Origin of the sequence: Agrobacterium sp. CGMCC 11546 (assembly GCF_013365515.1) — a bacterium.
GTDB classification, from domain to species: Bacteria; Pseudomonadota; Alphaproteobacteria; order Rhizobiales; family Rhizobiaceae; genus Agrobacterium; species Agrobacterium fabrum.
The window spans coordinates 39065-62316 of record NZ_CP047389.1 but is presented as its reverse complement, the minus strand read 5'-3'; the positions used below and the strand labels follow the sequence as shown (position 1 = coordinate 62316).

General features: G+C 57.9%; 21 protein-coding genes and 1 pseudogene. 10 read left to right on the top strand and 12 right to left on the bottom strand.

Going from position 1 to position 23252, the window contains the following annotated elements:
- Window position 1 precedes the first annotated feature (1 nt).
- From GSF67_RS23625 to GSF67_RS23605, 5 genes are all read right to left on the bottom strand, one after another.
- Window positions 2-898 (bottom strand): branched-chain amino acid ABC transporter permease, encoded by an 897-nt coding sequence (locus GSF67_RS23625; protein ID WP_035215694.1) that lies wholly within the window; start codon window positions 896-898, stop codon window positions 2-4.
- A complete protein-coding gene (locus tag GSF67_RS23620) occupies window positions 898-1815 on the bottom strand; it encodes an ABC transporter ATP-binding protein (RefSeq protein WP_006313575.1) in 918 nt (305 codons plus the stop codon). Before GSF67_RS23620 ends, GSF67_RS23625 begins: the two co-directional genes overlap by 1 nt.
- Window positions 1816-1923: 108 nt before the next feature.
- Window positions 1924-3027 (bottom strand): dimethylsulfone monooxygenase SfnG, encoded by a 1104-nt coding sequence (gene sfnG / locus GSF67_RS23615; RefSeq protein ID WP_006313574.1) that lies wholly within the window; start codon window positions 3025-3027, stop codon window positions 1924-1926.
- A 22-nt stretch (window positions 3028-3049) separates the two neighbouring features.
- Window positions 3050-3640 (bottom strand): FMN reductase, encoded by a 591-nt coding sequence (gene msuE, locus GSF67_RS23610; RefSeq protein WP_006313573.1) that lies wholly within the window; start codon window positions 3638-3640, stop codon window positions 3050-3052.
- A 751-nt stretch (window positions 3641-4391) separates the two neighbouring features.
- Entirely contained in the window at window positions 4392-6233 is a 1842-nt protein-coding gene (locus GSF67_RS23605) for a PAS domain-containing sensor histidine kinase (protein WP_006313572.1), read from the bottom strand.
- 518 nt (window positions 6234-6751) lie between these two features.
- Between GSF67_RS23605 and GSF67_RS23600 the strand changes: the two genes are divergently transcribed.
- From GSF67_RS23600 to GSF67_RS23565, 8 genes are all read left to right on the top strand, one after another.
- Window positions 6752-7903, top strand: a complete 1152-nt coding sequence (locus tag GSF67_RS23600) for a transporter substrate-binding domain-containing protein (protein ID WP_010974748.1) — start codon at window positions 6752-6754, stop codon at window positions 7901-7903.
- Window positions 7904-7915: 12 nt separating this feature from the next.
- Complete coding sequence (locus GSF67_RS23595; protein ID WP_006313570.1) at window positions 7916-8524, top strand: ANTAR domain-containing response regulator; 609 nt, start codon at window positions 7916-7918, stop codon at window positions 8522-8524.
- Window positions 8525-8771: 247 nt separating this feature from the next.
- Entirely contained in the window at window positions 8772-10022 is a 1251-nt protein-coding gene (locus GSF67_RS23590) for a transporter substrate-binding domain-containing protein (protein ID WP_006313569.1), read from the top strand.
- A gap of 154 nt (window positions 10023-10176) precedes the next feature.
- Window positions 10177-11070, top strand: coding sequence for an urea ABC transporter permease subunit UrtB (gene urtB / locus GSF67_RS23585; RefSeq protein WP_035215689.1), 894 nt, complete (start codon window positions 10177-10179; stop codon window positions 11068-11070).
- Window position 11071: 1 nt separating this feature from the next.
- Window positions 11072-12211: an urea ABC transporter permease subunit UrtC gene (urtC, locus tag GSF67_RS23580; RefSeq protein WP_006313567.1), complete on the top strand. Its 1140-nt coding sequence runs from the start codon at window positions 11072-11074 to the stop codon at window positions 12209-12211.
- A gap of 1 nt (window position 12212) precedes the next feature.
- Complete coding sequence (gene urtD, locus GSF67_RS23575; protein WP_006313566.1) at window positions 12213-12962, top strand: urea ABC transporter ATP-binding protein UrtD; 750 nt, start codon at window positions 12213-12215, stop codon at window positions 12960-12962.
- A complete protein-coding gene (urtE, locus tag GSF67_RS23570) occupies window positions 12962-13657 on the top strand; it encodes an urea ABC transporter ATP-binding subunit UrtE (RefSeq protein ID WP_006313565.1) in 696 nt (231 codons plus the stop codon). Before urtD ends, urtE begins: the two co-directional genes overlap by 1 nt.
- Window positions 13658-13682: 25 nt before the next feature.
- Window positions 13683-15434 (top strand): nitrilase-related carbon-nitrogen hydrolase, encoded by a 1752-nt coding sequence (locus GSF67_RS23565; protein WP_006313564.1) that lies wholly within the window; start codon window positions 13683-13685, stop codon window positions 15432-15434.
- Window positions 15435-15773: 339 nt separating this feature from the next.
- On the opposite strand, the pseudogene GSF67_RS23560 reads toward GSF67_RS23565, so the two are convergent.
- The 7 genes and pseudogenes from GSF67_RS23560 to GSF67_RS23530 form a co-directional block, all read right to left on the bottom strand.
- Window positions 15774-15944, bottom strand: a pseudogene (locus tag GSF67_RS23560) (3-oxoacyl-ACP reductase); the annotation flags it as partial.
- Window positions 15935-17296, bottom strand: coding sequence for an FAD-containing oxidoreductase (locus GSF67_RS23555; RefSeq protein ID WP_006313561.1), 1362 nt, complete (start codon window positions 17294-17296; stop codon window positions 15935-15937). The gene GSF67_RS23555 and the pseudogene GSF67_RS23560, both read right to left, overlap by 10 nt.
- Window positions 17293-17754 carry a hypothetical protein gene (locus tag GSF67_RS23550; RefSeq protein ID WP_006313560.1) on the bottom strand — a complete coding sequence of 154 codons (462 nt, stop codon included), beginning with the start codon at window positions 17752-17754 and terminating at the stop codon, window positions 17293-17295. The genes GSF67_RS23555 and GSF67_RS23550 overlap by 4 nt, the downstream gene beginning before the upstream one ends.
- A gap of 224 nt (window positions 17755-17978) precedes the next feature.
- On the bottom strand, window positions 17979-18854 hold the full coding sequence (locus GSF67_RS23545) for an HlyD family secretion protein (protein ID WP_035215649.1): 876 nt from the start codon (window positions 18852-18854) through the stop codon (window positions 17979-17981).
- Window positions 18851-19060: a DUF1656 domain-containing protein gene (locus tag GSF67_RS23540; protein WP_010974758.1), complete on the bottom strand. Its 210-nt coding sequence runs from the start codon at window positions 19058-19060 to the stop codon at window positions 18851-18853. Before GSF67_RS23540 ends, GSF67_RS23545 begins: the two co-directional genes overlap by 4 nt.
- Window positions 19057-21072: an FUSC family protein gene (locus GSF67_RS23535; RefSeq protein WP_035215642.1), complete on the bottom strand. Its 2016-nt coding sequence runs from the start codon at window positions 21070-21072 to the stop codon at window positions 19057-19059. The genes GSF67_RS23540 and GSF67_RS23535 overlap by 4 nt, the downstream gene beginning before the upstream one ends.
- On the bottom strand, window positions 21069-21440 hold the full coding sequence (locus GSF67_RS23530) for a hypothetical protein (RefSeq protein ID WP_006313557.1): 372 nt from the start codon (window positions 21438-21440) through the stop codon (window positions 21069-21071). The genes GSF67_RS23535 and GSF67_RS23530 overlap by 4 nt, the downstream gene beginning before the upstream one ends.
- Before the next feature lie 71 nt (window positions 21441-21511).
- Here GSF67_RS23530 and GSF67_RS23525 point away from each other — a divergent pair, with 71 nt between their 5' ends.
- Together GSF67_RS23525 and GSF67_RS23520 are read left to right on the top strand one after the other, a co-directional pair.
- Window positions 21512-22318, top strand: coding sequence for a helix-turn-helix domain-containing protein (locus GSF67_RS23525; RefSeq protein WP_006313556.1), 807 nt, complete (start codon window positions 21512-21514; stop codon window positions 22316-22318).
- A 40-nt stretch (window positions 22319-22358) separates the two neighbouring features.
- Complete coding sequence (locus GSF67_RS23520) at window positions 22359-22733, top strand: VOC family protein (RefSeq protein ID WP_006313553.1); 375 nt, start codon at window positions 22359-22361, stop codon at window positions 22731-22733.
- The last annotated feature ends 519 nt before the right edge of the window (window positions 22734-23252 follow it).

The window sequence follows — 23252 nt, the reverse complement described above, 5'->3', positions numbered from 1 at the left end:
CTCAGACCCTTTCCACGAGCTTTTGACCGAACAGGCCGGAGGGACGGATCAGCAGAAAGGCAAGCGCCACGACATAGGCAAACCAGCCCTCGATGCCGCCGCCGAAATATTCGCCGATATAGACCTCGGCGAGCTTTTCCGACGCGCCGACAAGCAGACCACCGATGATCGCACCGAGAATGGAATCGAAGCCGCCGAGAACCAGCACCGGCAGCGCTTTCAGCACCACCAGCGACAGCGAGAACTGCACGCCGACGCGCGCGCCCCAGAGCAGTCCCGCAACCAGAGCAACGAGACCTGCCGCCGCCCAGACGCTCGCCCATATCCAGGGCAACCTCAGACCGACAGCCAGAGCCGCGAACTGGTCATCGGCGACAGCACGGAAACCGAGGCCAATGCGGGTATAACGGAAAAAGGCCGAGAGAGCCGCCACCATGCCGGCCGCGACGAGCGCGGCAAAGATGTCAAACTGGCTGATGAACACGCCGCCGACATCAAAGGGAATATCCTCGATGCCGAGATCAAGGCCGTGAACCTGCGTCCCCCAGAGGAGCTGGGCCGCACCCTCGATGATGTAAGAAAGACCGAGCGTTGCCATAAACAGCGTGATCGGCGGTTTATTGGTGAGCGGCCGGAGCACCACACGTTCGATCGCAATACCGATGACCACCATGATAGCAAACGTAATCGCAAACGCGAGGGCAAAGGGTACGCCACGTTCGACGAGGCTGACGAAAGTCAGCGCAGCGAACAGGAGAAGCGCTCCCTGCGAAAAGTTTAGAACACCCGATGTCTTATAAATCAGCACGAAACCGATCGCGACGAGCGAATACATGACCCCGGAGAGCAGCCCGCCGATCAGCACCTCGGTAAAGAAAAGCCAGTCGAACTCGGCCATCATATTCCCTCCCCATCTTCATTTTCCGGCGCAACGCCGAGATAGGCGTCGATGACACGTTGGTCGCTGGCGATCTCCGCCGGCGTGCCGTCGGCGATCTTGCGACCGTAATCGAGCACAGCGATACGGTCCGAAAGCCCCATGACCACCCCAACGTCATGTTCGATCAGCACGACGGTGATCGCATATTCGTCGCGTGCGAGCCGCACGTAGTCGGCAAGCTCGTTCTTCTCGGTTGCCGTCATGCCGGCCATCGGTTCGTCGAGCAGCAGGATGCGCGGTTCGGCGGCGAGCGCGCGCGCAAGCTCCACCCGCTTTTGCAGGCCGTAGGGCAACGTGCCGGCAAGCCGGTCGACATAGGGCGTCAGGTGCAGGAACTCGAGGATGCGCCCTGCCCGTTCGCGGGCATCGGCCTGTTCGCGGCGTGCGAGCGGCAGACCGGCCACCTGGCTCAGAAAATTTGCGCGGCTGACGTAAGCCCGTCCGGCTGCAACATTGTCGAGAACGCTAAGGCCCTTGAACAGTGCAAGATTCTGGAACGTTCGCGCCACACCGAGACGGGCGAGCTTTTGCGTCGGCACGGGTCGATAGGCTGTGCCATCGATCGCGACATAGCCCCGATCCGGCCGATAGACGCCGGAAATGACGTTGATCAGCGAACTCTTGCCGGCACCGTTAGGGCCGATGATGGCACGGATTTCGCCATGCCGCACGGCAAGGTCGATATCCTGTAGAGCGGCGATGCCTCCAAACGAAAGGTCGATACCGCGAAGTTCCAGCGCGAGCCCTTCAGCCTGGTGCGGCGCGCGGCGATCATGTTCGACGCGCTCGCCGTGGAGGGCGACGTACTCGCGGATGTCCGCGGGGACCGCCACCTCGGCGCCAAGACTTGCAAGCAGAAAATTCGATGCCGACATCGTTCAGTCCATGCTCCGCCCGAAAGGGCACAGATTTCCAACCGCGAAGGCTATCAGGCCCCGCGTTGCGGGCAGCGGCTTAGGGCCGCTGCCTCTCCGGTTTGCTAGTTATTCGGCGGCGATTGCAGCGCCGACTTCGGCCTGCTCCAGCGCGCGTACGAGCGGAATGACATGCTTGCCGAAGTATTCGACTTCTTCCTGAAAATGCAGGAAGCCTAACAGAATGAGATCGGCGCCCGCGCGCTTCAGGTTGACGATGCGCTCGGCCACCTGAAGCGGCGTACCGATCAGGTTGGAGCGGAAGCCGTCGTTGTACTGAACGAGATCTTCGAAGCTGGACTTCGCCCAGTTGCCTTCACCTTCGGGAGAAGACTTGCCGGCGTTCTTCACCTCATGGCCAAAGGCATTGACCGCTTCGGGATTGGCCTTCTCGATGATCTCGGCGAGCACGGCCCTCGCCTCTTCCTCGGTCTCGCGCACGATGGCGAAGGCATTCACGCCGACCTTGACAGAGTGGTTGTTTTCCTTGGCCTTGGCACGGATGTCGTCAACCTGCTTGGCGATCTCCTCCGGGGTATTGCCATTGGTGAAGTACCAGTCGGAAACGCGGGCGGCCATATCGCGGGCCGCGCGCGAGGAACCGCCCTGGAAGATTTCCGGCTGCGGATCGATCGGCTTTGGCTTAAGGGAATAATTGTTGAAGCGATAGAAATCGCCGCGGAAGGTAAAATTTTCTTCCGTCCAGATGCCGCGCAGAGCCCGGATGAACTCTTCCGAACGGCGGTAGCGCTCGTCGTGATCGAGCCACGGTTCACCAATGGCGTGGAACTCGCCGCGGAACCAGCCACTGACGACGTTGATCGCGACCCGACCGTTGGTGAGGTGATTGATCGTGGCAATCTGTTTGGCGGCAAGCGCCGGATTCCACGGACCAGGCAGGATGGCGGCGATGACCTTCAGCGTCGTCGTCGATTCCAGAAGAGCGTGACTGAAGGACACGGATTCATGCTGGAATTCGGCGCCGTAGCCGGCGGTGAAGCGGATCTGGCTCAGCGCGTAATCGAAGCCGCTCGCTTCAGCGATCTGCGCGAGCTTGCGGTTGTAATCGATGGTCCAGCTGGTACGCTGCTCGATATTGGAGATGACGAGGCCGCCGGAAACATTCGGCACCCAATAGGCGAATTTCACGGGCTCGGCATGGTGTTCAGTCATGGAAATCTCCTCTTTCCTGATGTTAGTTGGCGACCGCCTCGTTCGAAACGACGCGAAGGGCCGAATGGTGATCTGCGGCAGCGACATCTCTCGCCGGTAGAAGATCGATCAATTCGGCGACGGCGCGCTCGATGCGCGCCTCAACCTCCGGGTTCGAGAGCGTGTATCCGGTGAAATCCGCCTCGACGGCGTAGACTGTCGTTGGCACGGTAACGGCGCCAAAGAAGCCGAACAGTGGCCGGAACTGATGCTCCAGCATGAGGCCATGCAGCGGCGTACCGCCCGTTGCCGCAAGGACCACGCGCTTGCCTTGAAGTGCACGGAAATCGACGAGATCGAAAAGATGTTTTAACGCGCCGGTGTAGGATGCACGGTAGACCGGCGAGCCGACGACAAGCACATCGGCAACTTCCACGGCATCAATAATCCTGCGGCCAGCCTCATCCAGTTGATCAGCGCGAAGAGCCCTGAACAGGATCGGCGCTGCCACAGCCAGATCGATCGTATCCACGGAGACGCTTGCTCGTCTTTCGATCGAGGCCAGGATGTCCGAGACAACACGCGCCGTGCGTGACGGTTGTTTTACGCTGCCGCTTATACCAAGTACGTTCATCGTTCGCCTCATCCTTGTTGCCTCTAATTTCTATAGTTTTGATAGATAATCAAAGATGCAAATTCCAAATTGAGGGCACTTTGAGAAAACCAATCTTGTGAATTTGCTCTCCGGCGCAATGGGCTGAGCGGCGAACTGTTTTAATACCTCGTCATCCGCCGAGCGGGTTCGTCTAATTTCGCGGTTGTGAACCCATGCGAACGTGTGACTCGCAATTATCGGCCGCTGCTTTGGCTTAATCGGTAGTGTGAGGAGCTTTTCCGGTCACTGCCTCTCTCAGCTCCAGCGCGGCGGAGACCCGATATGATTTTTGAGCGCTTCGGCAAATGTCCCGAATCTCGTAAATGCCACCTGAAGTGCGTGGGGAAGGTGGGTTCCGAGAGGCCTTCATTCCACTCTTCGCCCGGCGAAAAGCGTATGAGATCACCCCGCGTGGACGGAGGGCCCAGAGAGCCAGTTCGGCAGGAGCGACACACCCATCCCGGCGTCGCAGCACCGTTCAGCACTTCAAAATTGTCAGACTGAGACGCTCTCGAATGCCTCGCCTGTCGGCGCGCCTATGAAGCTTGTCGGGGAGACGATGTTAGGCGTGGTTGCGAGCTTAAGCTGCCAATTAGGGCGGTATACCCACTTACGGCCACATCAGAAGCCTATCGCCGGATGGAGGCTGGCGGATTGTTTGGGAAGCTGGATTCCGGGACCAACATCGAATTGGAACTCAATTTGTCTGCTGTCGCTCGTGCACCAGGAATCATACGTGATTTATCTCCGCCTCAATGACACAGATCACGCCGTTCTTCTCGTAGAACAATTTTGTCTCCCCGTTCAATTCGGCCGATAGCAGCCGCTCGACAAGTGTCGAACCGAAGCCTTTTCGCTGGGGTGACATGACCTCCGGACCACCTCGCTCCTCCCAGACTACCCGGAGGCGTTCACCATCGGTCCCCTGGCGTTGCCACGAGATGGATACTTGGCCTTCAGGCACAGACAGGGCACCATATTTGGCTGCGTTCGTTGCCAGTTCATGAAGCGCGAGGGAAAGCGACACAACTGCTCGTGGCGGCAAAGATACGCCCGGTCCGCTTATTTGAAAGGATTCGGCAGGATAGGGCGACAGGGCCTGCTGCAAGACGGCTCTTAAATCCGCGTGCTGCCAATCGGCGTGCACCAAAAGGTCTTGCGCTCTGCTGAGCGACCCTAACCTGCTAGTGAAGGCTTCCATATCCTCGTGATTTGCCTTGTCGCGACCGATCGTCTGTCTTGCGATTGCGGTCACTGTCGCAAGGATGTTCTTGACGCGGTGGTGGAGTTCATTCACGAGAATGGATCTCAGCCGGTCGGCATCCTTACGGGCAGTAATGTCGTGCGCCGTCTTGGAAGCGCCGATAACCCTTCCGTTGACATCACGGATCGGGGAGACACTGAGAAGCACTTCGACAAGCCGGCCGTCCTTGCGAAGACGCTGCGTTTCGTACGGCTCAACGATACGACCCGCCTTGATCTGTCTCAGGATTGTCGGCTCCTCTTCTTGCCTATCATCCGGCACCAGCATCAGTACAGTCCGGCCAACGACCTCATCCTCCGAATAACCATAAAGCTTTTCCGCAGCTGCATTCCAGCTTGTAATGGTCATGTCGAGATCGATACCCAAGATCGCGTCATTGGAGGAAGCGATCATAGATGCGAGGTGCCTTTCGACCTCTTGGGCGTGCCGTCGCTCGCCGATATCAGCGGATATGGCAACAGCTTGCGACATGTTTCCCTGATCATCCCGGATTGCAGAGACCGAGTTCAAAACCCACACCAAACTGCCATCACCACGGACGTAACGCTTTTCGATCTCGAAGCTCTCTCCGGTTTCGACCATATGCTTGAACAGGCGCTGGTTTTCAGGCAGGTCTTCGGCAAACGTGATGTCTTGCATCTGGATGCCGATTAGCTCGTCCCTCCGCCGCCCGACAATCTGGCAGAAGTGGTCGTTCACGCTGATCAGTTTTCCGGTCAGGTCGCCAAGAGCTATTCCTACGGCTGACTGCGCAAAGATGGCCCTTAGACGTTCTTCGCTCTCTCGCAGAGCGGCATCCGCCTTCACCCGCTCGGTCGTTTCATTGACGATGCAGAACACACCCCTAACGATGCCGTCCTGATCCGTGACCGGAGAATACGAAATATCGAAGTACACCGTCTCGGGGTAACCGTGTCTTTCGATATAAAAAGGCCTGTCTTTCGCGGCGATCGTCTCTCCCTTATCGAGAACGCGTTTCAGCAGCGGCTCGAGGTCATCCCAGAGTTCGTTCCAGTATTCACGCGCCGGCCTGCCGAAGGCATGTGGATGCTTGTTGCCGATAGTTGGCGCGTAGATGTCGTTATATAAGGCAACGAACTCTTGTCCCCAGAACATCACAATCTGCGCTTGCGACGGAAGCATGATGCCGATAGCGGCGTGCAGACAGGCGGGCCACTCTGATCTCGGGCCAAGCGGTCCTGATGCCCAGTCTGTCACATCGAGAAGACTGGCTACGGGGACTGCATTTGCGGGCTCATTAACGTTATTCAGGATGAGAATCTCCACTTCAGGAGTGACAGGCTGCAACTTATAGAACTTTCCGGAGCGAGCAAGAAGTTCGCCACGATTGCAGCGTGTTTCATATGTCCGAGCGCTGGCATGAGAAGTAGCCAGCGCGGAGGGTCATGCCTCAATCGTCAGGACTTGCAGATCGAAGCTTTATAAAGCCGCACCGCAATATGGGGTACCAATCATTATCGGGACCGCATGCATGTTCTCGTCAAAGACGGTATAGTCGTCCGTCATAGTCTACGACAGTCGATGGTGATCAGACTGGAGGCAGTGCACCACACGGCTTTGGGATCATGCCGACGGACGGCGGCTGCCAACCCCTCGCCAAGGAGACGCTGAACGGCGCCTAAGAGACGCGCTCATCGAATGATGATCGCGCCGTCTACGCCAATACCTACGACAGGTTCGGCTATTGTCAGATCACACGGAAACTGACATCATCCTTTCGCGGGCTCTAATGGGTCGCTGATAATCCACGAGCAGGGTAGCTCTCGACCGGAAACGGGCGGGAGCTTTTTTATTTTTAGGTGGCGATGATGAATTCAGAAAGCTGGCGGGTCGGTGTGCTTTTCTCCGAAACAGGCGTGACCGGAGCCGTGGAAAAAACCCAGAGGTTCGCGACCTTGCTGGCAATAGAAGAAATCAATGCAGCCGGCGGCGTGCTTGGCCGAGCAATAGAGCCAGTCGCCTACGATCCCCAATCGACACCCAATCTCTATAAAGAGCTTGCGATGAAGCTTTGCGATGAGGATCGGGTCCGGGTCGTATTCGGTTGCCATATGTCCAGTACCCGAAAAGCCGCTTTGCCTGTCATCGAGGCTCGTGATGCATTGCTGTTCTATCCGACCCTTTACGAAGGCTTCGAATATTCCAGACACTGCATCTACACGGGTGCAGCACCTAATCAAAATTCTGTTCAATTGGTCGATTTCCTGACCACACATTACGGAAAGCGCGTTTTTCTAGTGGGGTCGAACTACGTCTATCCTTATGAATCGAACCGGACGATCAGTGACCTCTTTCTTCAGGTGGGCGGACAGGTTCTGGACGAAATGTACGTCCCGTTGAACCTCAAAACCGAAGACATCGCCAAGATCATCCGTCACATTGGAGCTGCACAACCGGACGTCATCTATTCGACGATCGTCGGCGACGGTATCATTCCGTTCTACACGGCGTTCAAGGAGGCGGGGTTTGATGCGGCGACGATGCCCATCGCCAGTCAGTCGACAAGCGAGGCCGATGTGATCCGCATGCGGCCGGAGGTGGCCGAAGGTCATATTACCGCTGCACCCTTTTTCGCCTCGCTGGATACACCCCGCGCTCACGCTTTCGTCTCGGCTTACCAGAAGCGATATGGCAAGCAGATGCTGCCGACCGCTCCGGCCGAGGCGGCCTATTTCCAGGTCTATCTTTACGCAGCAGCTTTGCAGCGCGCCGGCAACGATGGGCTGGAGCAGCTTCTGCCGGCTCTCTATGAGGTGGAGTACGATGCACCGCAGGGCGCCGTGAAGATAGACCGTCTGACCAACCACACCCATCTGTGGCCAAGAGTGGCAAGAGTGAATGCGCATGGCGGCTATGACATTGTCTATGATCCGTCGCTGCGGGTGGCACCGGACCCGTTCATGCGGGAATATCGTCCGGACTTGACGCAGAATTTCCACCATCGTGTTCAGGTCTGAGAGGGAGCGACGATGTCTTTCGCCCTTCTCAGAGATCTGCGGGATCTCAAGGTTCTGGTCATCCACCCCCGGACATCCGAAGGAGAGTTCCTTGTCGATCACCTGCGCCGTATCGGTTGCACCGTCAGTTGCCTCTGGCCAGTGCCTGCCGAGCTGCCGCACGGCACGGATGTCGTCTTTCTTGCCATGGAAGATGAGGCGCGGCCGGAAATCGAACGCTTGCTGAAGTGTCTCCCCAATCCCGCTCCGACCATGCTCGCCATCGTCGGTTACGAAAACCCCTCGACGTTGCAGATCGTTCTGGAGAGCGGCGCGCTCGCCATTGTCGAGAGACCGATCAAACCTTTCGGCCTGCTGACCAATCTCGCCATCGCCCGCAGCCTCTGGCTGGAGCGCCAAAAGCTGGTCAAGGAGGCGCGCAAATACAAGCGCAAGGTACTGGGCGACCAGAAGCTCGCCCGGGCAAAAGCCATTCTGATGGCCAATCGAGGTACCAGCGAGAATGAAGCCTATCGTGAAATGCGCGAACAGGCGATGGCCCGGCGCGTGCCGATCGATGAGATCGCCAATTCGATTATCAGTGCTGAACAGCTCTTGCGCCCTCCCCAAAAACATGATTAGTTTTTCATGTGTTCCAAATGAACACCTCCGACACATCCCTTCGTTTTGCGAAGCCATGTGTCGCTGTTGCACGCGGCAAAAGCCGTGATGCGGTGATGGCAAGGGTGCCCGCAGGCTGTGACAAGCCTCGCGGGTTTTTTGTTATCTGCTGACAGTGACGTCAGCCCTCCAATATTTTCGGCATGAAAGCCTCGCCATAGAGCCGGGCAGTGCCACTGCGTGCGCCAATCAAAAAAGGGGAACCAAGATGGTGTTCAACAGACGTGAATTTCTGAAAACCGCAGCCACCGCTTCCGCCGCACTTGCCCTGCCGGCGCTGGGCGGCCGCGCCTTTGCAGCCGACGCCATCAAGGTCGGAGCGCTTTATTCGCAGACGGGTGGTCTTTCCGTGGCCGAGAAACTTCTGGCCAATGGTGTCATGATGGCCGTGGCCGAAATCAACGCGGCCGGCGGCGTTCTCGGCCGCCAGGTCGAAGTCGTGGTAGAAGATGGGGCTTCCGATCCGAAAACCTTCAGCGAGAAGGCTTCCAAGCTGATCCTCAAGGACAAGATTTCCACCGTATTCGGCTGCCACGCCTCTGCCAGCCGCAAGGCGGTGCTGCCGATCTTCGAACGGCGCGGCGCAATGCTGTTCTACCAGACGCATTATGAAGGCTTTGAATGCTCGCGCAACGTCGTCTATTCCGGCGCCGTTCCAAACCAGCAGCTCTCCAACTACATTCCCTGGATCGTCGAGAAGCTCGGCAAGAAAAAGTTCTTCATCGTCGGCTCGAATTATGTCTATCCGCGCGAGATGGCCAAGGTTTCCAAGAAGCTGATCGAAGCGGCGGGCGCCGAATGGGTGGCGGACGAATATCTGGAACTCGGCCACTCCGAATGGGCCGTGATGGTCAGCAAGATCAAGGAATCAGGGGCGGATGTCGTTCTTTCCAACGTCGTCGGAGACTCGATCATCGCCTTCTACCGCGAGTTCAAGAACCAGGGCCTGTCGCAGGAGGTTATTCCGATCTGCGCGACGGTGACATCCGAGATCGAGATAGCGGCCATGGGTGCGGAATATGCGGCGGGCAGTTACACCTCTTTCCCCTATTTCATGTCGATCGAAACGCCTGAAAACAAGAGCTTCATCGAACGCTTCAGAACCTTCGTCAACGATCCGAAAGCCGTGACATACCATTCTCTCGAGGCGGCCTATTTTCAGGTATTCCTGTGGAAGCAGGCGGTGGAGAAATCCGGCGACCTGTCCGCCGACGCGATCCGAGCCGGCATTCGTGGCCAGACCTACGATGCGCCGGGCGGCAAGGTGACGACCGACCCCGACAACCTGCATTGCTGGCTAACCCCACGCATCGGGCAATGGCAGCCGGACGGTCAGAGCAAGGTCGTCAATGCCTATCCGGCGCCGATCAAACCGCTGCCCTATTCGGCCTATGGGGAGACGGAAAGCAATCTGTTCTGCACCACCAACGGTCTCGACGCAGCAAAGCTCAAAGGCTGACCCCTCCCCGCGTGGTCCCGCCGAACCATGTTTGGCGGGACAAAGTCTCGGCAAGGCGGATCTGCGTTTTTTGTCTGCTCGGCACCAACCCGATTTCGGCAATGGTAAGAAGCAGAACAAAGTCTGGTCCGCCCTTCTCACGAACGGTGGCGTTATGCTCGACATTCTCTTTATCGGTCTCAGTCTCGGCTCGATCCTTCTTCTGGTGGCACTCGGTCTCGCCATCACCTACGGCGCCATGGGCGTCATCAATATGGCCCATGGCGAAATGGTCATGATCGGCGCTTATGTCGCCGTCCTCTCAGGTATCTGGCTGAAAACTAGCCTTCTGCTTGCAATACCCCTGGCTTTTGTCGTGACGGCGTTGCTCGGCCTGATAATCGAGCGGGTGGTTGTGCGGCGACTCTACGGCCGCCTGCTGGACACGCTTCTCGCCACCTGGGGCATTGCCATCCTTCTGCAGCAAGCCGTAAGGCTCGAACTGGGCCTCACCTTTTTAGGCATTCATATAGAAGGGCTGGGAGCTGGACTGCAAAATGTGGCCGTGCCTTCATATCTGCAGGGCACTTTCAGGTTCGCCGGCGCCGACATCAACGCGTATCGCACCTTCATCATCGCGGTGACCGCCGCGCTGACGCTGGCGACATGGTTCATCCTCTACCGGACGACAGCCGGCATGCAGGTGCGCGCCATCATTCGCAACCCGAAGATGGCTGCGGCCTGCGGCATCGATGTAAAACGCATTAACGCGCTCACTTTCGCCTTCGGTTCCGGTCTCGCCGGTGTTGCGGGGGTCATGATGTCCGGCTTCAAGACCGTGTTCCCGGATATGGGCACAACGATGGTCGTGGACGGTTTCATGGTCGTGGTAACGGGCGGCGTCGGCAGTCTCTTCGGTACGGCCCTGTCTTCCGGGCTTCTCGGCGAAATCAACGCGCTGGTGGCCATCGGCACGAACGACATTCTGGCGCGCGCCGTCGTTTTCGGGGTCGTCATCCTCGTCATTCTCGTAAAGCCCAGCGGGCTGTTCTCCTTCAAGGGGCGCTGACATGAGCAACGAACGGAAATTTCAGATCGCCGCCTATGTGCTTTTCATCGCGATCATTTTCGCGGCCCCCGTTTTCGGCGACGAATTCTGGCTGAACCGCATTTCGAAATATCTGGTCTACGGGATGCTCGGCGTCGCCATTGCGCTGACCTGGGGATATGCAGGCATTCTCAATCTCGGTCAGGGACTGTTTTTTGGTCTTGGCGCCTACATGCTTGCCATGTCGCTGAAGCTGTCGAGCCTGACCAGTCTGCAACAGGGGTCGGACAAGCCGGTTCCGGATTTCATGCTCTGGAATGCCGAGCCCGGCGCACCGACGGAACTCTGCTGTATCAACAAGGGCTCCTTCCTCTGGCTTCCCTTTCAAAGCCAGTCGGTGGGGCTCGTGCTTGGTGTCCTGCTTCCCGTGCTGATCGCTGGCGCGCTCGGCATGCTGGTTTTCCGCAAGCGCATTTCCGGCGTGTTCGTGTCTATCATCACGCTGGCACTTGTTCTGCTCGTGCGTCTTGTCGTGGTTGACGCGCAACCGGTAACGAACGGCTTCAACGGACTGACGGACCTTGGCTGGTTGACCGTCGGCGGTATCGAATTCGACCCCTATAGTCGAGCAACCTACTATCTGTGCGCCGCCTGCCTGTCGCTGACACTCATCGGCGCACGTCTTGTCGTGGAAACCCGAGCAGGCATGATCCTGCAGGCCATCCGCGACGATCAGGTTCGCGCCCGTTATCTCGGTTTCGACGTGTCGCTCTACCAGGTGTTCTTCTTCGTCATTTCGGCCGGGATCGCCGGTGTTGCCGGCATGCTTTATGTGGTCGTCGCGGAGTTCGCCTCTCCGACCTTCATGGACCTGTCTTTCTCGGTGACGATGGTCGTCTGGGCTGCCGTGGGCGGTCGCTCCTCGCTGCTCGGCGCCTGCATCGGCGCGATCCTGATCAACATGATCGAGGCAGAGGTCAGTGAAACCGAAGCGCTGGTCGAGGCATGGAAAGCGATCATCGGCCTCATCTTCGTTCTCGTCGTCCTGTTCATGCCGCGTGGCCTTGGCGGCGTTGCGCATGATGTGCTGCGGACGTTCACTAGACGGGTCAAGCCAGCCGTGGCGCCTTCAGCGTTGCAGCAACAAAGCGAGGCGTTGTGATATGAGTGCAATCGCATTGACCATCGACGGTCTCAGCGTCGAATTCGGCGGCTTCAAAGCCGTCAGCAATGTCAGCATCACCGTCCGCGACGGCGAATTGCGGGTGTTGCTCGGCGCAAATGGCGCCGGCAAGACAACCCTGATGGATCTGATCAGCGGCAAGACGCGCAGCACGCAGGGCAAGGTCTTTGTCTACGACACCGACATCACCAACTGGCCGGAGCACAACATCGCGCGTGCCGGGATTGGCCGTAAATTCCAGATCCCCAGCATTTTTCGCGATCTGACCGTGCGGCAAAACCTGGAAGTGGCCAATTGCCGCAATCCATCGGTGTTCGCCAATCTCCGGTTTGGATTTTCCCCTGCGGAAGCGAACCGCGTCGATGAGGTGCTTGCCCTCACGGGGCTCGAAGCGGAGAAGGATGTGACGGCGGCCTATCTCAGCCATGGCCAGACGCAATGGCTGGAACTGGGCATGCTCATCGTTCAGGATCCCAAGGTGATCCTGCTGGACGAGCCGACGGCCGGCATGACCCAGGCCGAAACCCGCAAGACAGCCCAGATCATCAAAAACCTCAAAGGTCGCCACACCATTCTCGTCGTCGAGCACGACATGGGGTTCGTTCGTGAAATCGCCGAGTACATCACTGTTCTCCATCTGGGAGAGGTTCTGGCCGAAGGAAGCGTCGGGGATATCGAGCACAATCCGAAGGTTCGGGAAGCCTATCTCGGTTCGAAAGGAATTTCCTGATGCTGACCTTGAAAAACGTACACAGCTATTACGGCCGCAGCCATATTTTGCACGGTGTCACGCTTGACGTTCCGACCGGCAAGGTGACGAGCATTCTGGGCCGCAACGGCACCGGCAAGACGACCCTGTTGAAGACCCTGATGGCGCTGACCGACGGCATGACAGGCGAAATGCATTTGCAGGGACAAGATATCTCATCGTCGCCGACGCATATGAGAGCGCGGGCGGGTATCGCCTATGTCCCCCAGGGCAGGGAGATCATCCCGGATTTCAGCATCCGCGAAAACATCCTGATGGGTGCTTTTGCGCGTGCCGACCGCAAACGTGAAATTCCAGCACTCGTACCGGAACTTTTCCCATATCTGATGGCCAACCTCGACCGACCGGGCGGTGTGCTTTCCGGCGGCCAGCAACAACAGCTCGCCATCGCCCGCGCCCTGGCTGCGGACCCGAAAGTACTGCTGCTCGACGAACCCAACGAAGGCATCCAGCCCTCAATCGTCGAGGAGATTGAAAAGATCATCATCCGGCTCAATCGCGAGATCGGCATGACGATCGTCCTCGTTGAGCAAAACCTAGCGTTTGCGCGGCATGCCTCTCACCACTTCGCCATGCTGGAGAAGGGAGGCGTGGTCGCCGCCGGTGCCATAGACGCGCTCTCCGACACGCTTGTCCATCGACATATGGCCGTCTGAGAAGACGGATCATTTATTAAAGACAATGGGAACAATCATGACACCGACACAGAGCTATACCGCCGCCGCTATCCAGTTCGAACCGACCATGTTTGAAAAGGCGCGTAATATCAGCCGGCTGACAGCCCTTTGCGAGGAAGCGGCACAGGCAGGCGCGCGCCTGATCGTTACGCCCGAAATGGGAACGACAGGCTATTGCTGGTTCGACAGGGCGGAGGTCAAACCATTCGTCGAGACCATTCCCGGACCGACCACCGATGTTTTCCATGCCATTGCCCGTCAACACCGCTGCTATATTGTTGTCGGCATGCCGGAGGTCGATCCAGAGAGCGATCTCTATTACAACACGGCCGTACTCATCGGTCCCGATGGCGTCATCGGCCGGCATCGCAAATCACACCCCTATATCGCCGAGCCGAAGTGGGCCGCCAACGGCGATATCGTGCACGAGGTCTTCGAAACGGAGATCGGCCGGATTTCAATGCTGGTCTGCATGGATCTGCACTTCTTCGAGACGGCGCGGCTCGAAGCTCTGGCCGGGGCCGACATCATCTGCCACATCTCCAACTGGCTGCAGGAGCGCACGCCCGCTCCCTACTGGATCAACCGCGCCTTCGAAAACGCATGTTATGTCATCGAAAGCAACCGTTGGGGGCTGGAAAGAACCGTGCAGTTTTCGGGCGGAAGCTGCCTGATCGAGCCCGACGGAACGGTTGTCGCATCAATCGATACCGGCGACGGAATTGCCTATGGCAAGGTCGATCTCGCCCGCGCCCGCCGCCGCGAAGTCTTGAGCGAACCGGTCTTCAAGTCCCGACGACCTGAGCTTTACATGAACATGATGACCAACAGTTTCACCTGGAATCCCGGCGATTATTTCCGCCTCTACGGCTATCAGCCAATCCCGCGCGGACGCACGTCGCGTGCGGCCGTTGCCCAGTTCGCACCAACCTCGGTCATTGCGGACAATATTGCCCACATCACACGGCTGGCAACCGAGGCAAAGGCGACAACGGCACCGGACATTCTGGTTTTCCCGGAACTGTCGCTCACGGGGCTTGACGATCCACACACGCGAGCAGAGCCGCTCTCGGGACCGGCTGTGTCGGTCTTCGTTCGTCTGGCCATGAAGCTCGGCCTCTATCTCGTTGCGGGTTTCGCCGAGGCGGACGGAGACAGGATTTACAACAGCGCGGTCCTTGCCGGGCCCGAAGGCCTTGTGGGCAATTATCGCAAGACACATCTCGGCGTCGCCGACAGCTGGGCGACGGCTGGGGACGACTGGAAAATATACGATCTTGCCATCGGCCGGGTGGGTCTGGCGATTGGCCACGACGCGCTTTATCCGGAAGCCATCCGTTCGCTTTCGCTGATGGGGTGTGATCTTGTCGCGTGCCCTTCAGCAATCGCCGGCAATTTCACCGGCAGCCACGCAGGTACGAAGATCCCGCACAACTATCCTATTCCAAAGGGTGCCGATCCATTCCACTGGCACGCCCTGCGCGTACGCGGCGGCGAAAACAACGTCTATTTCGCCTTCGCCAACGTGCTGGATGCCGCACGGGGTTACCAGGGGAAAAGTGCCGTGTTCGGCCCGGATTCCTTTGCTTTTCCGCGTCAGGAATCGGCAATTCTGGATGAGGAGGGGATTGCCGCTGCAGCCGTCGATACCACCAATCTCGATACGCCTTACCCAACGAACATCGTCCGGCGAAAGGACCTTGTCGTCATGCGTCAGCCGCATCACTATCAGCCGCTCGTCAAATGGCATCAGTAAAGGCGGCGGCATCTCCATATTCGCGACGGTCCCGCAGATCATTGCGGGACCGGGCTGCATCACACGGGCTTCAGAGCCGAAGACGCGGCCCGGCTCGCCTTCCCTTGTGATTTCGGACGATGGGGCGGTCAAGGCGGGGCTTGTTCAGCCCGGCTTGGCCAACCTTGCAAACGCTGGCGCTGGAGCGACGATCTTCGCCGGCGTTGTCGCCGATCCACCGGAATCCATCATTTACCGGCTGCGGCCCGGGCGATCGGCCACCCTGCTGCCAGGTCTAGCTCGACAATAGACAAGACCACCCAGCGCACCGTGGCCGCCGAACAGTGTGATTTTCATATTTCACCGCGCACTGTCGATAATTGCGCCACCGTCCGGCGTGAGGCTGTAGCCAGTCATGAATTGAGAATCCCTGCTCGCAAGGAACAGCGCCACCGGGGCGATGTCATCTTCGGGCGAGCCGAAACGGGCGAGTGCGTTGGCTGGAGGAGGAACGTTTTTTGTCAAGTCTCCTTGAGGTCGCTGATCAGTGTCGGCACCAGTTCTCCGACGGTCGGGTGGATCGGCACTGCCCATCTGAGTTTTTCAGTGGTTGCCCCGAGGTTCATGGCGTCGAGAACGCCGTAAACCGCCTCGTCACCCCCGACGCCGAGAAAGGCGGCTCCGAGCACTCGATCGGTATCAGCCTCGGTGACGAGCTTCATGAGGCCGAGCGTCTCACCCTTCTCGACGGCTCGACCGACGCGGTTCATAGGCCGGGTCGCGACCTTGATCCGGTGACCTGCCTCCTTTGCCTGGCGCTCTGTCATGCCAACACGCCCGAGCGGCGGATCGATGTAAAGGCCATAGCCGAGGATGCGGTCTGACACTTTGCGGTCGCTGCCATCGAGGAGGTTCGCGGCGGCGATCTCGAAATCATTGTAAGATGTGTGGGTGAAGGCCCCTCGCCCATTGCAGTCGCCGAGAGCCCAGATGCCTTCGACATTTGTCTGAAGTCGTTCATCCACTGTGATGTAACCACGCCGATCAGTCTCGACGCCAGCTTGGTCGAGGCCAAGATCGTCGGTATTCGGCTGGCGTCCGACGGCGACCAGGACATGGCTGCTGCGGACGTCGCCCTGATCAGTCCGCACGGTAATCTCGGCACCATCCGTGGTCACGGACACGATCTTATGGCTCAAAAGGACCTTAATGCCATCCCTGGTCAGAATATCCGCGATGGCTTGCGAAATATCCTCATCCTCCCGGGACGCCAGATACTGCCCGCGCTCGATGACCGTAACCTGTGCGTCGAAGCGCCGATACATCTGCGCGAACTCCAGTCCGATGTAGCTGCCGCCGAGCACCACCAGGTGCTTCGGCAACTCTTCGAGCGCGATCACCGATGTGCTGGTAAGATAAGGCACATTTGCCAATCCGGGGACATCGGGGATGTGTGGTCGCGCGCCGACATTAATGAAGATCTGTGGTGCAGTGTATAGCGAACCGCCCACCGACACGACCTTCGCGCCCACGAATCTGGCATGGCCATAGACGACATCCATCGTCTCCAGACTATCAAACCATGATGCCAGGCCGCTTCTTGCGTCAAGCGTCACCTTCCTCGCACGAGCTGCCACGGCTTTCATGTCTACAACGGGCTCACCATCAATCCTGACGCCGAATTCCGATGCACGCCGTGCGACCTGCGCGGTCTTGGCGCTGGCGACCAGGGTCTTTGTCGGCATGCACCCGGCGTTCACGCAGGTTCCGCCGAGAAATTTCCGCTCGATCAGGACGACCTTGCGGCCCATCGCCGCCATGCGTGCTGCGAGGAACGGTCCGGCCTGTCCCGCTCCGATGAAGATCGCGTCGTACTCTTTCATGGCACGGACACCACAACGAGTATCGCAAGGGCGACGGCGAACGCATCTTCGAGCAGGGCGGCAGGAAGATCACGGCCGAACCGGTTGGCGAGATAGGCGCGAACCGACGCACCGCCCAAAGTTCCAATTACAGCGCCAATGACACCCGTAATGAGGCCAATAACCACTGTGTTCCCGGTCGCGCCGATCGCAGCCCCGCTGAGGGCCCCCATCGAGATATGTGCTCCGAACTGCATAGGCACTTTCCGTGAAGGCGTGCTGGGAAGCTGGTCGGTGATGAGTTCCGCAACGGCAAGCAACGTGAAAATCATCGCGGACCAGAGCGACCCCATGAATGAGAGACCGGTCTGCGAGATGTCTAACCATCCGAGATAGGCACCCCAGGCAATCGCGGCGGGAGCGGTCATAGCGCGCAGACCAGCGACAGTCCCTATGAGAATTGAGAGAAGAATGAGCATTCAAGTCCCCTGAAGTTACGCAAATCAAGAACGTGCCGCGGTTCTTGGCCGGCGGACAGATGGCCGTGGTTCCCGCGACACCTCCGGAGGCGTGCGCTCCGAAGGCTGGAGTCACCACTGACTTGGTCCGGATTGATCGCCCATAAGGGTATCATTCCCGGGCGGTTTGGTCGACCGATGAGAAGTGCCAGCCATTCCGCTTGATGTTCTTGAGGCAAAGGTGTTCATTTACTTTGCTCGATTGCGATCGTTGCGGTCCTGCCCGCAATCAGTCGGACATTGTTCGGGACGTGATCGATTTCGATCCGAACCGGAATTCTCTGGGCCAGGCGTACCCATGAGAACGTCGGTGCCACGCTTGCCAGTGAGCCAGCAGTATCGCTTCTCTCCCGATCCTCGATCCCGGCGGCGACACCGGCAACATGTCCGATGGCCGATTCCGGCTCGCCCATGATGTCGATCTTCACCCGATCACCGATATGAATCCGTGGGAGTTTTGTCTCTTCAAAATACCCCGCGACGAAGACGGATTCTTTTTCCACCAGTACGCCGACGGCATTCCCGGCCAAGACATAGTTCCCCTTGCGTAGGGAGAAGTTCGTGATCGCTCCGGATGCCGGTGCTCGCACAGTTGTGCGTTCAAGGTTCAGTTTAGCAAGATCGCGGGCAACCAGCGCAGACTGGTATGCTGCTTCTGCCTGATACATCTGGGTTTCCGCGTGCTGCCGTTCTCTCACGCTGGCAGCCTCTTTCGATGCGAGGAGTTGATATCGTTCAAAATCAACTTTCGCCGCATCCGTCCCGGCCTTGGCCCCTGTTACCTGCGCTTCTGCCTCGCGAAGAGCAAGTTCGAAACGGTCTTTTTCGATACGAAACAGGGGCGCGTCTTTCTCCACTAGCGCGTTGTCTGAAACGAGAACTTCAGTGACAGGCCCGGATATATCAGGTGCAAGTCGGACGATGTTTGCGCGCACATGAGCATCACGTGTCCAGGGTGTGCCTATATGGAAAGACCATAAATGCCAGCCCATAACTGCTGCGCAGCTTGACATGGATAAGGTCAAAAGAACTCGACCCGAGATAAACACGAGGTTTTTCATATTTGAAGCCAGTTGATAATCGCTGAGACGCCACCGACAAGGGCGATGTACAGTGCGAAATTGAATAGCGAGCGATGCCAAACCGCTCTGTAAAACCCGACCTTGCCGAGGAGTGATGCGAGAACGCGGAAAGCGCCATACGCAAATAGGGCGAGCGCTGCGAACGAAGGCAGGAAAATGCCATAGAGATCGAGTTGTCCGATCAAGCAGCTCTCCTATTTGGAGACGGTGTTTTAAGCGTCGGCGCATCAGCGTCCGGAGCAATGCAAACACGAAGGGCAACGGCGTGCGACAGAAGCTCAATATCCACCGCCGTCCTTGCCTCGGCGGAAAGGATCAGATCGTCTAACGCCCTGACAGCGTTTTTCAGGCGTTCACCGCGTCCAGCGCGCGGCTGTTGGTATAGGGTCCTGATCGTCGGAAAGATCGGTTTCGCAAGGACCTGGAGACCGCCCGACACCGTTTCAATGCGCTCTAGCATTGCTGTCAAGTGAAGCCCTGCCCGGAGATCCCTAAGAAGGTCACCATCCCAGATGTCTGAAGTCGTTGGAATTTTTGCAGCTCTGGAGGCAAAAAGGCCGGCAATATCGATCATGCGGTCATAGGTGACGTGAGTGTTCGAATGTTTTCCGGCGGCTATGTTTGCCACATGTTTCCGGGTAACCGAAAAAAATCTTCGTGCGTTCGTCTCTGCACGTACAGATCGAAAGATGCCGCAGACTGTGATCGTCCAGACCATTGCGAGGATGGTCGCAACCGCGGCATTCGAGAATGTAACGAAGTCGGCACGCGGATATGCCTGGAGCGTGAGAAGAAGGGGAAAGTTTATGCAAAGCCCCATGCCAACGATCGCAAGCGAAGGCACCGCGAGACATAGGCCAGCTGGAACCAAGAACAGCCCGAGAGCTGCGATGAGGGGCACAAAACCGTCAACTACCGGAAAAATCGTGAAATTGTAGACGAATGCCGCCATGACTGAACACATTGTCACACCGACAAATTTGCGCATGGCAGGAACCGGGTCGTCCATCGTGGCAAGGAGGCAGCAAAGCACGCCCGATATCTGCGTGAACGTCATTCCGTCCGCCCAGCCGCTTTCGATCCAGAAGAAGATCGACGTCGCAAGGCAGACCGCGACCGTCAGCGATGATAGCAATGCCATTCCGATATCACGATGCTGCGCGCGGCGCCTGTGGGGAACACGCACTACTCCTGCGTTATTTTCCCCTTCCATCGATTTTCGGAGAGCGCGGCACTCATCAGCAAGTCGAAGAATATTCTGCACGGTTCGGGCGACGTTGGCAAGGAGAAGTTTTTCCCATGTATGACGCGTGGTGGCGGAGGTAAGCGCATCGATTCTGCTGTCGAGGATCTCCGCGGAGCCTCGGGTGTGTGAAGCCGCATCTGTGATTATTGCCAATGCCTGCGTCGCGCCGGAGGTGTTGAGCTTGCCCAGTGATCGTCGCAAATCCTCCATTTCGCTCAGCAACGGTAGAAAGGCAGCCATCCGGTGTTGCATTGATCTTACCAGCGATACCGCCCATCGATATCTGGATCCGTCATACTGAAGATGAAGGTTGAAAGACCGTAGGTCGGCTGCCTCTGCAGCGAGGGCGTGGCGTTCGACCCTGCTTTGGGTTTCTGACAGTTTGCCGGCTGCTGACGCTTCGAGGAGTGTTCGCGCCCTGTCCATCCATCCATCAATCCGATTAATAAGGACGGCTCCCACATGAACCGGGAAAACAATGTGGCTCACGACCGAGGCACATATGATTGCAAGCCCGATCTCCTCGACGCGGGACACAACAGTATCAAACGTGTTCGCTGGAGCGCTGACCAGTGGCAACCCCGCGAGAAGCACCGTGTACCCCGCAAGCAGTGAAACGTAACTGCGAGGTGTGCGATCAAGAAGACTGATAAAGGTGCATGCAGCGACCCACAGGACGATCGCGCCGGAAAGAAGTATCGGCTCGTTTACAAGATTCGGGACCATGATCAGCGTTGCAAAACTGCCGACAAGTGTACCGATTAGCCGAAAGACCGACTTTGAAGAGATCGCGCCGGAGAGCGGATGAGCAACGATGTAAACAGTCGCAACCGCCCAGTACGGCCGGTCCAGATCGAAACTGATGGCGATAAGATACGCCAGCATGGCGGCAAGGAATGTCTTCAACGAAAAGATCACGTTCCCGCTTGTGACAACCGGTCGGACGCTCAAATGTGATCTCCCGGTCGGGCCCTGTTCCGGGTGGTGCATTGCTTATCACTCGCATCGCTGTCCGCCAAGCCATAGATCCCGGGTGGAACATAACAAAAGAGCGGCGAGGCGAGGCAGGCGTGCACATAGAGTTCCGCCAAGTCAGCATCTGAAACATGCGACGCGACCGCCTGCTGACTGGCAAACAGTGCACGGATTTTCGAATAGAGTGCGTTTGCAATTTTTTTCAAAACAGCACTGCGGGCAGCGATGCGCTCCTTTCCGGACGGAGGAAAAACGCAGATTCGGTAAAGCCCTTTCTGCGGCAGGCGAATTTCAGTCTGGACTATATCAGCCCACCATCGATCGTCGTGGTTTTGACTTGCCATGATCATTCTCCGAACTGTTACCCGGAAACCCTATCGACAAAGGACGTGAATGAATTTAGATATCCTCTCAAATGATCACTAAATCCAACAAGGCGCGGATATCGCTTTCTGGAGCCCTCGCTGACCATGACCTCGAAAACTCTAGTGCGGCTGTGCGCTCCGTGAGGATCGACGTGTCGCAGAATGAACGCGAGGCTCCCGAACACCAACATCGCAAGGGGCAACTCGTCATGCCCCTGCGGGGAGGCGTGACATGCAGGGTTCCAAGCGGCATGTGGATGGTTCCACCTCATTGCGGTGTCTGGGTTCCGGGAGGCATGCTTCACAGCAATGTTGCCACCGCCAATGCGCGACTGTTCTTTCTGTTCATCGAGCCAGGGGCTGCCGATCTGCCGAACCGGTGCTGCACGCTCTCCCTGTCCCCGCTCGTCAGGGAGCTTATCATCGAGTTGGCCGATCAGTCAGAAGTTGCGACCGCTGACTCGGAACTCATGACAACACTCCTTCTATCGGCCTTGTCGCGGATGCCGGTGGAGCATCTTCATCTTCCACTGACGGATGAACCCCGGCTCGCGCGCATCGCATCGGAGTTGGCTGACGATCCTTCCGATCGCAGCACGATGGCGCAGTGGGCAAGACGGGTAGCAATGAGTGAGAATTCGCTCGCACGTCTCGTTCAGCACCAGACCGGCCTGACCTTCGGCCGTTGGCGTCAGCAGTTGCAATTGATCATCGCAATCCGAAGCCTTGCATCGGGGGCAACGGTACAGCAGGTTTCAGGCGACCTCGGATATGAATCGGTGTCTGCGTTTATTACCATGTTCAAGAAAGCGCTCGGTACTTCACCATCAAGATATTTAAGAAATTTCAACCGCTAAACGTCACGGATACGGGCAATTACCTCAGAGGAGATCAAGCATGTTCACCCACGTCATGATCGGCAGCAACAATCTTGAGCGTGCAAGAGATTTCTACGATGCGACCTTCGTCGCGCTCGGCGGTAAGCCCGGAGAAATCGATGCGAGAGGCCGACTTATCTATGTTCACGAAGGGGGGCGGCTGATGATCACGAAACCGATCGACGGTAAGCCGGCGACCGCAGCCAACGGTGGGACGATCGGGATCGCGGCGGCAAGTCCTGACCATGTCCTGGCGTGGCATGCCGCTGGCGTCTCGCACGGCGGCACGGCAGTCGAGAGTCTGCCTCTGGAGCGTCCTAACGGGGCATTTGTCGCATATCTTCGCGACCCTGACGGCAATAAACTGACGGCGCGAACACCACCGACAAAATGATACGGGCTGCCTATTGCCTGCGTGATGTCTCGCCGCCGAATGACCTTAATTGAAAGGTTGCGCAGGCGCCAAGCTCCACTATGGCGCCTTCGGTAGCATTAAAAACGGGCGCTGCCGTTGTGGGCTTGAATGTCCGTGCCCGCAATTTGAAAGGAGGACACAATGTCTTCCCGCGTCCACACAATCGGCTTCAATCCCGCCATCAATCTCATTCTCAATCAGATGCTGCACAAAGCTGAATATGTCACTTCGAGGATGAAACCGCTCTCCGGCCCACTATCGAGGCAATCGCATGCTGTGCTGCACCGGTTCTTGTCTGGTGTAATATGCCCGGCCGATGCCGATCTTCCGTTGGGCCCTGAGCCCCTATTCGCTTTCGGACGTCCTTAGTCTCAAAGGCGAACCGGCGTCGATCGCCGTTGCCGCCACAGGGCTATGAGCGTTGCGGCGCAACCGGTCCTGTAAAAGCGTGCATCATGGCCGCCGGATTCTCTCAGCCTGAAAATGGCAACAAGGATA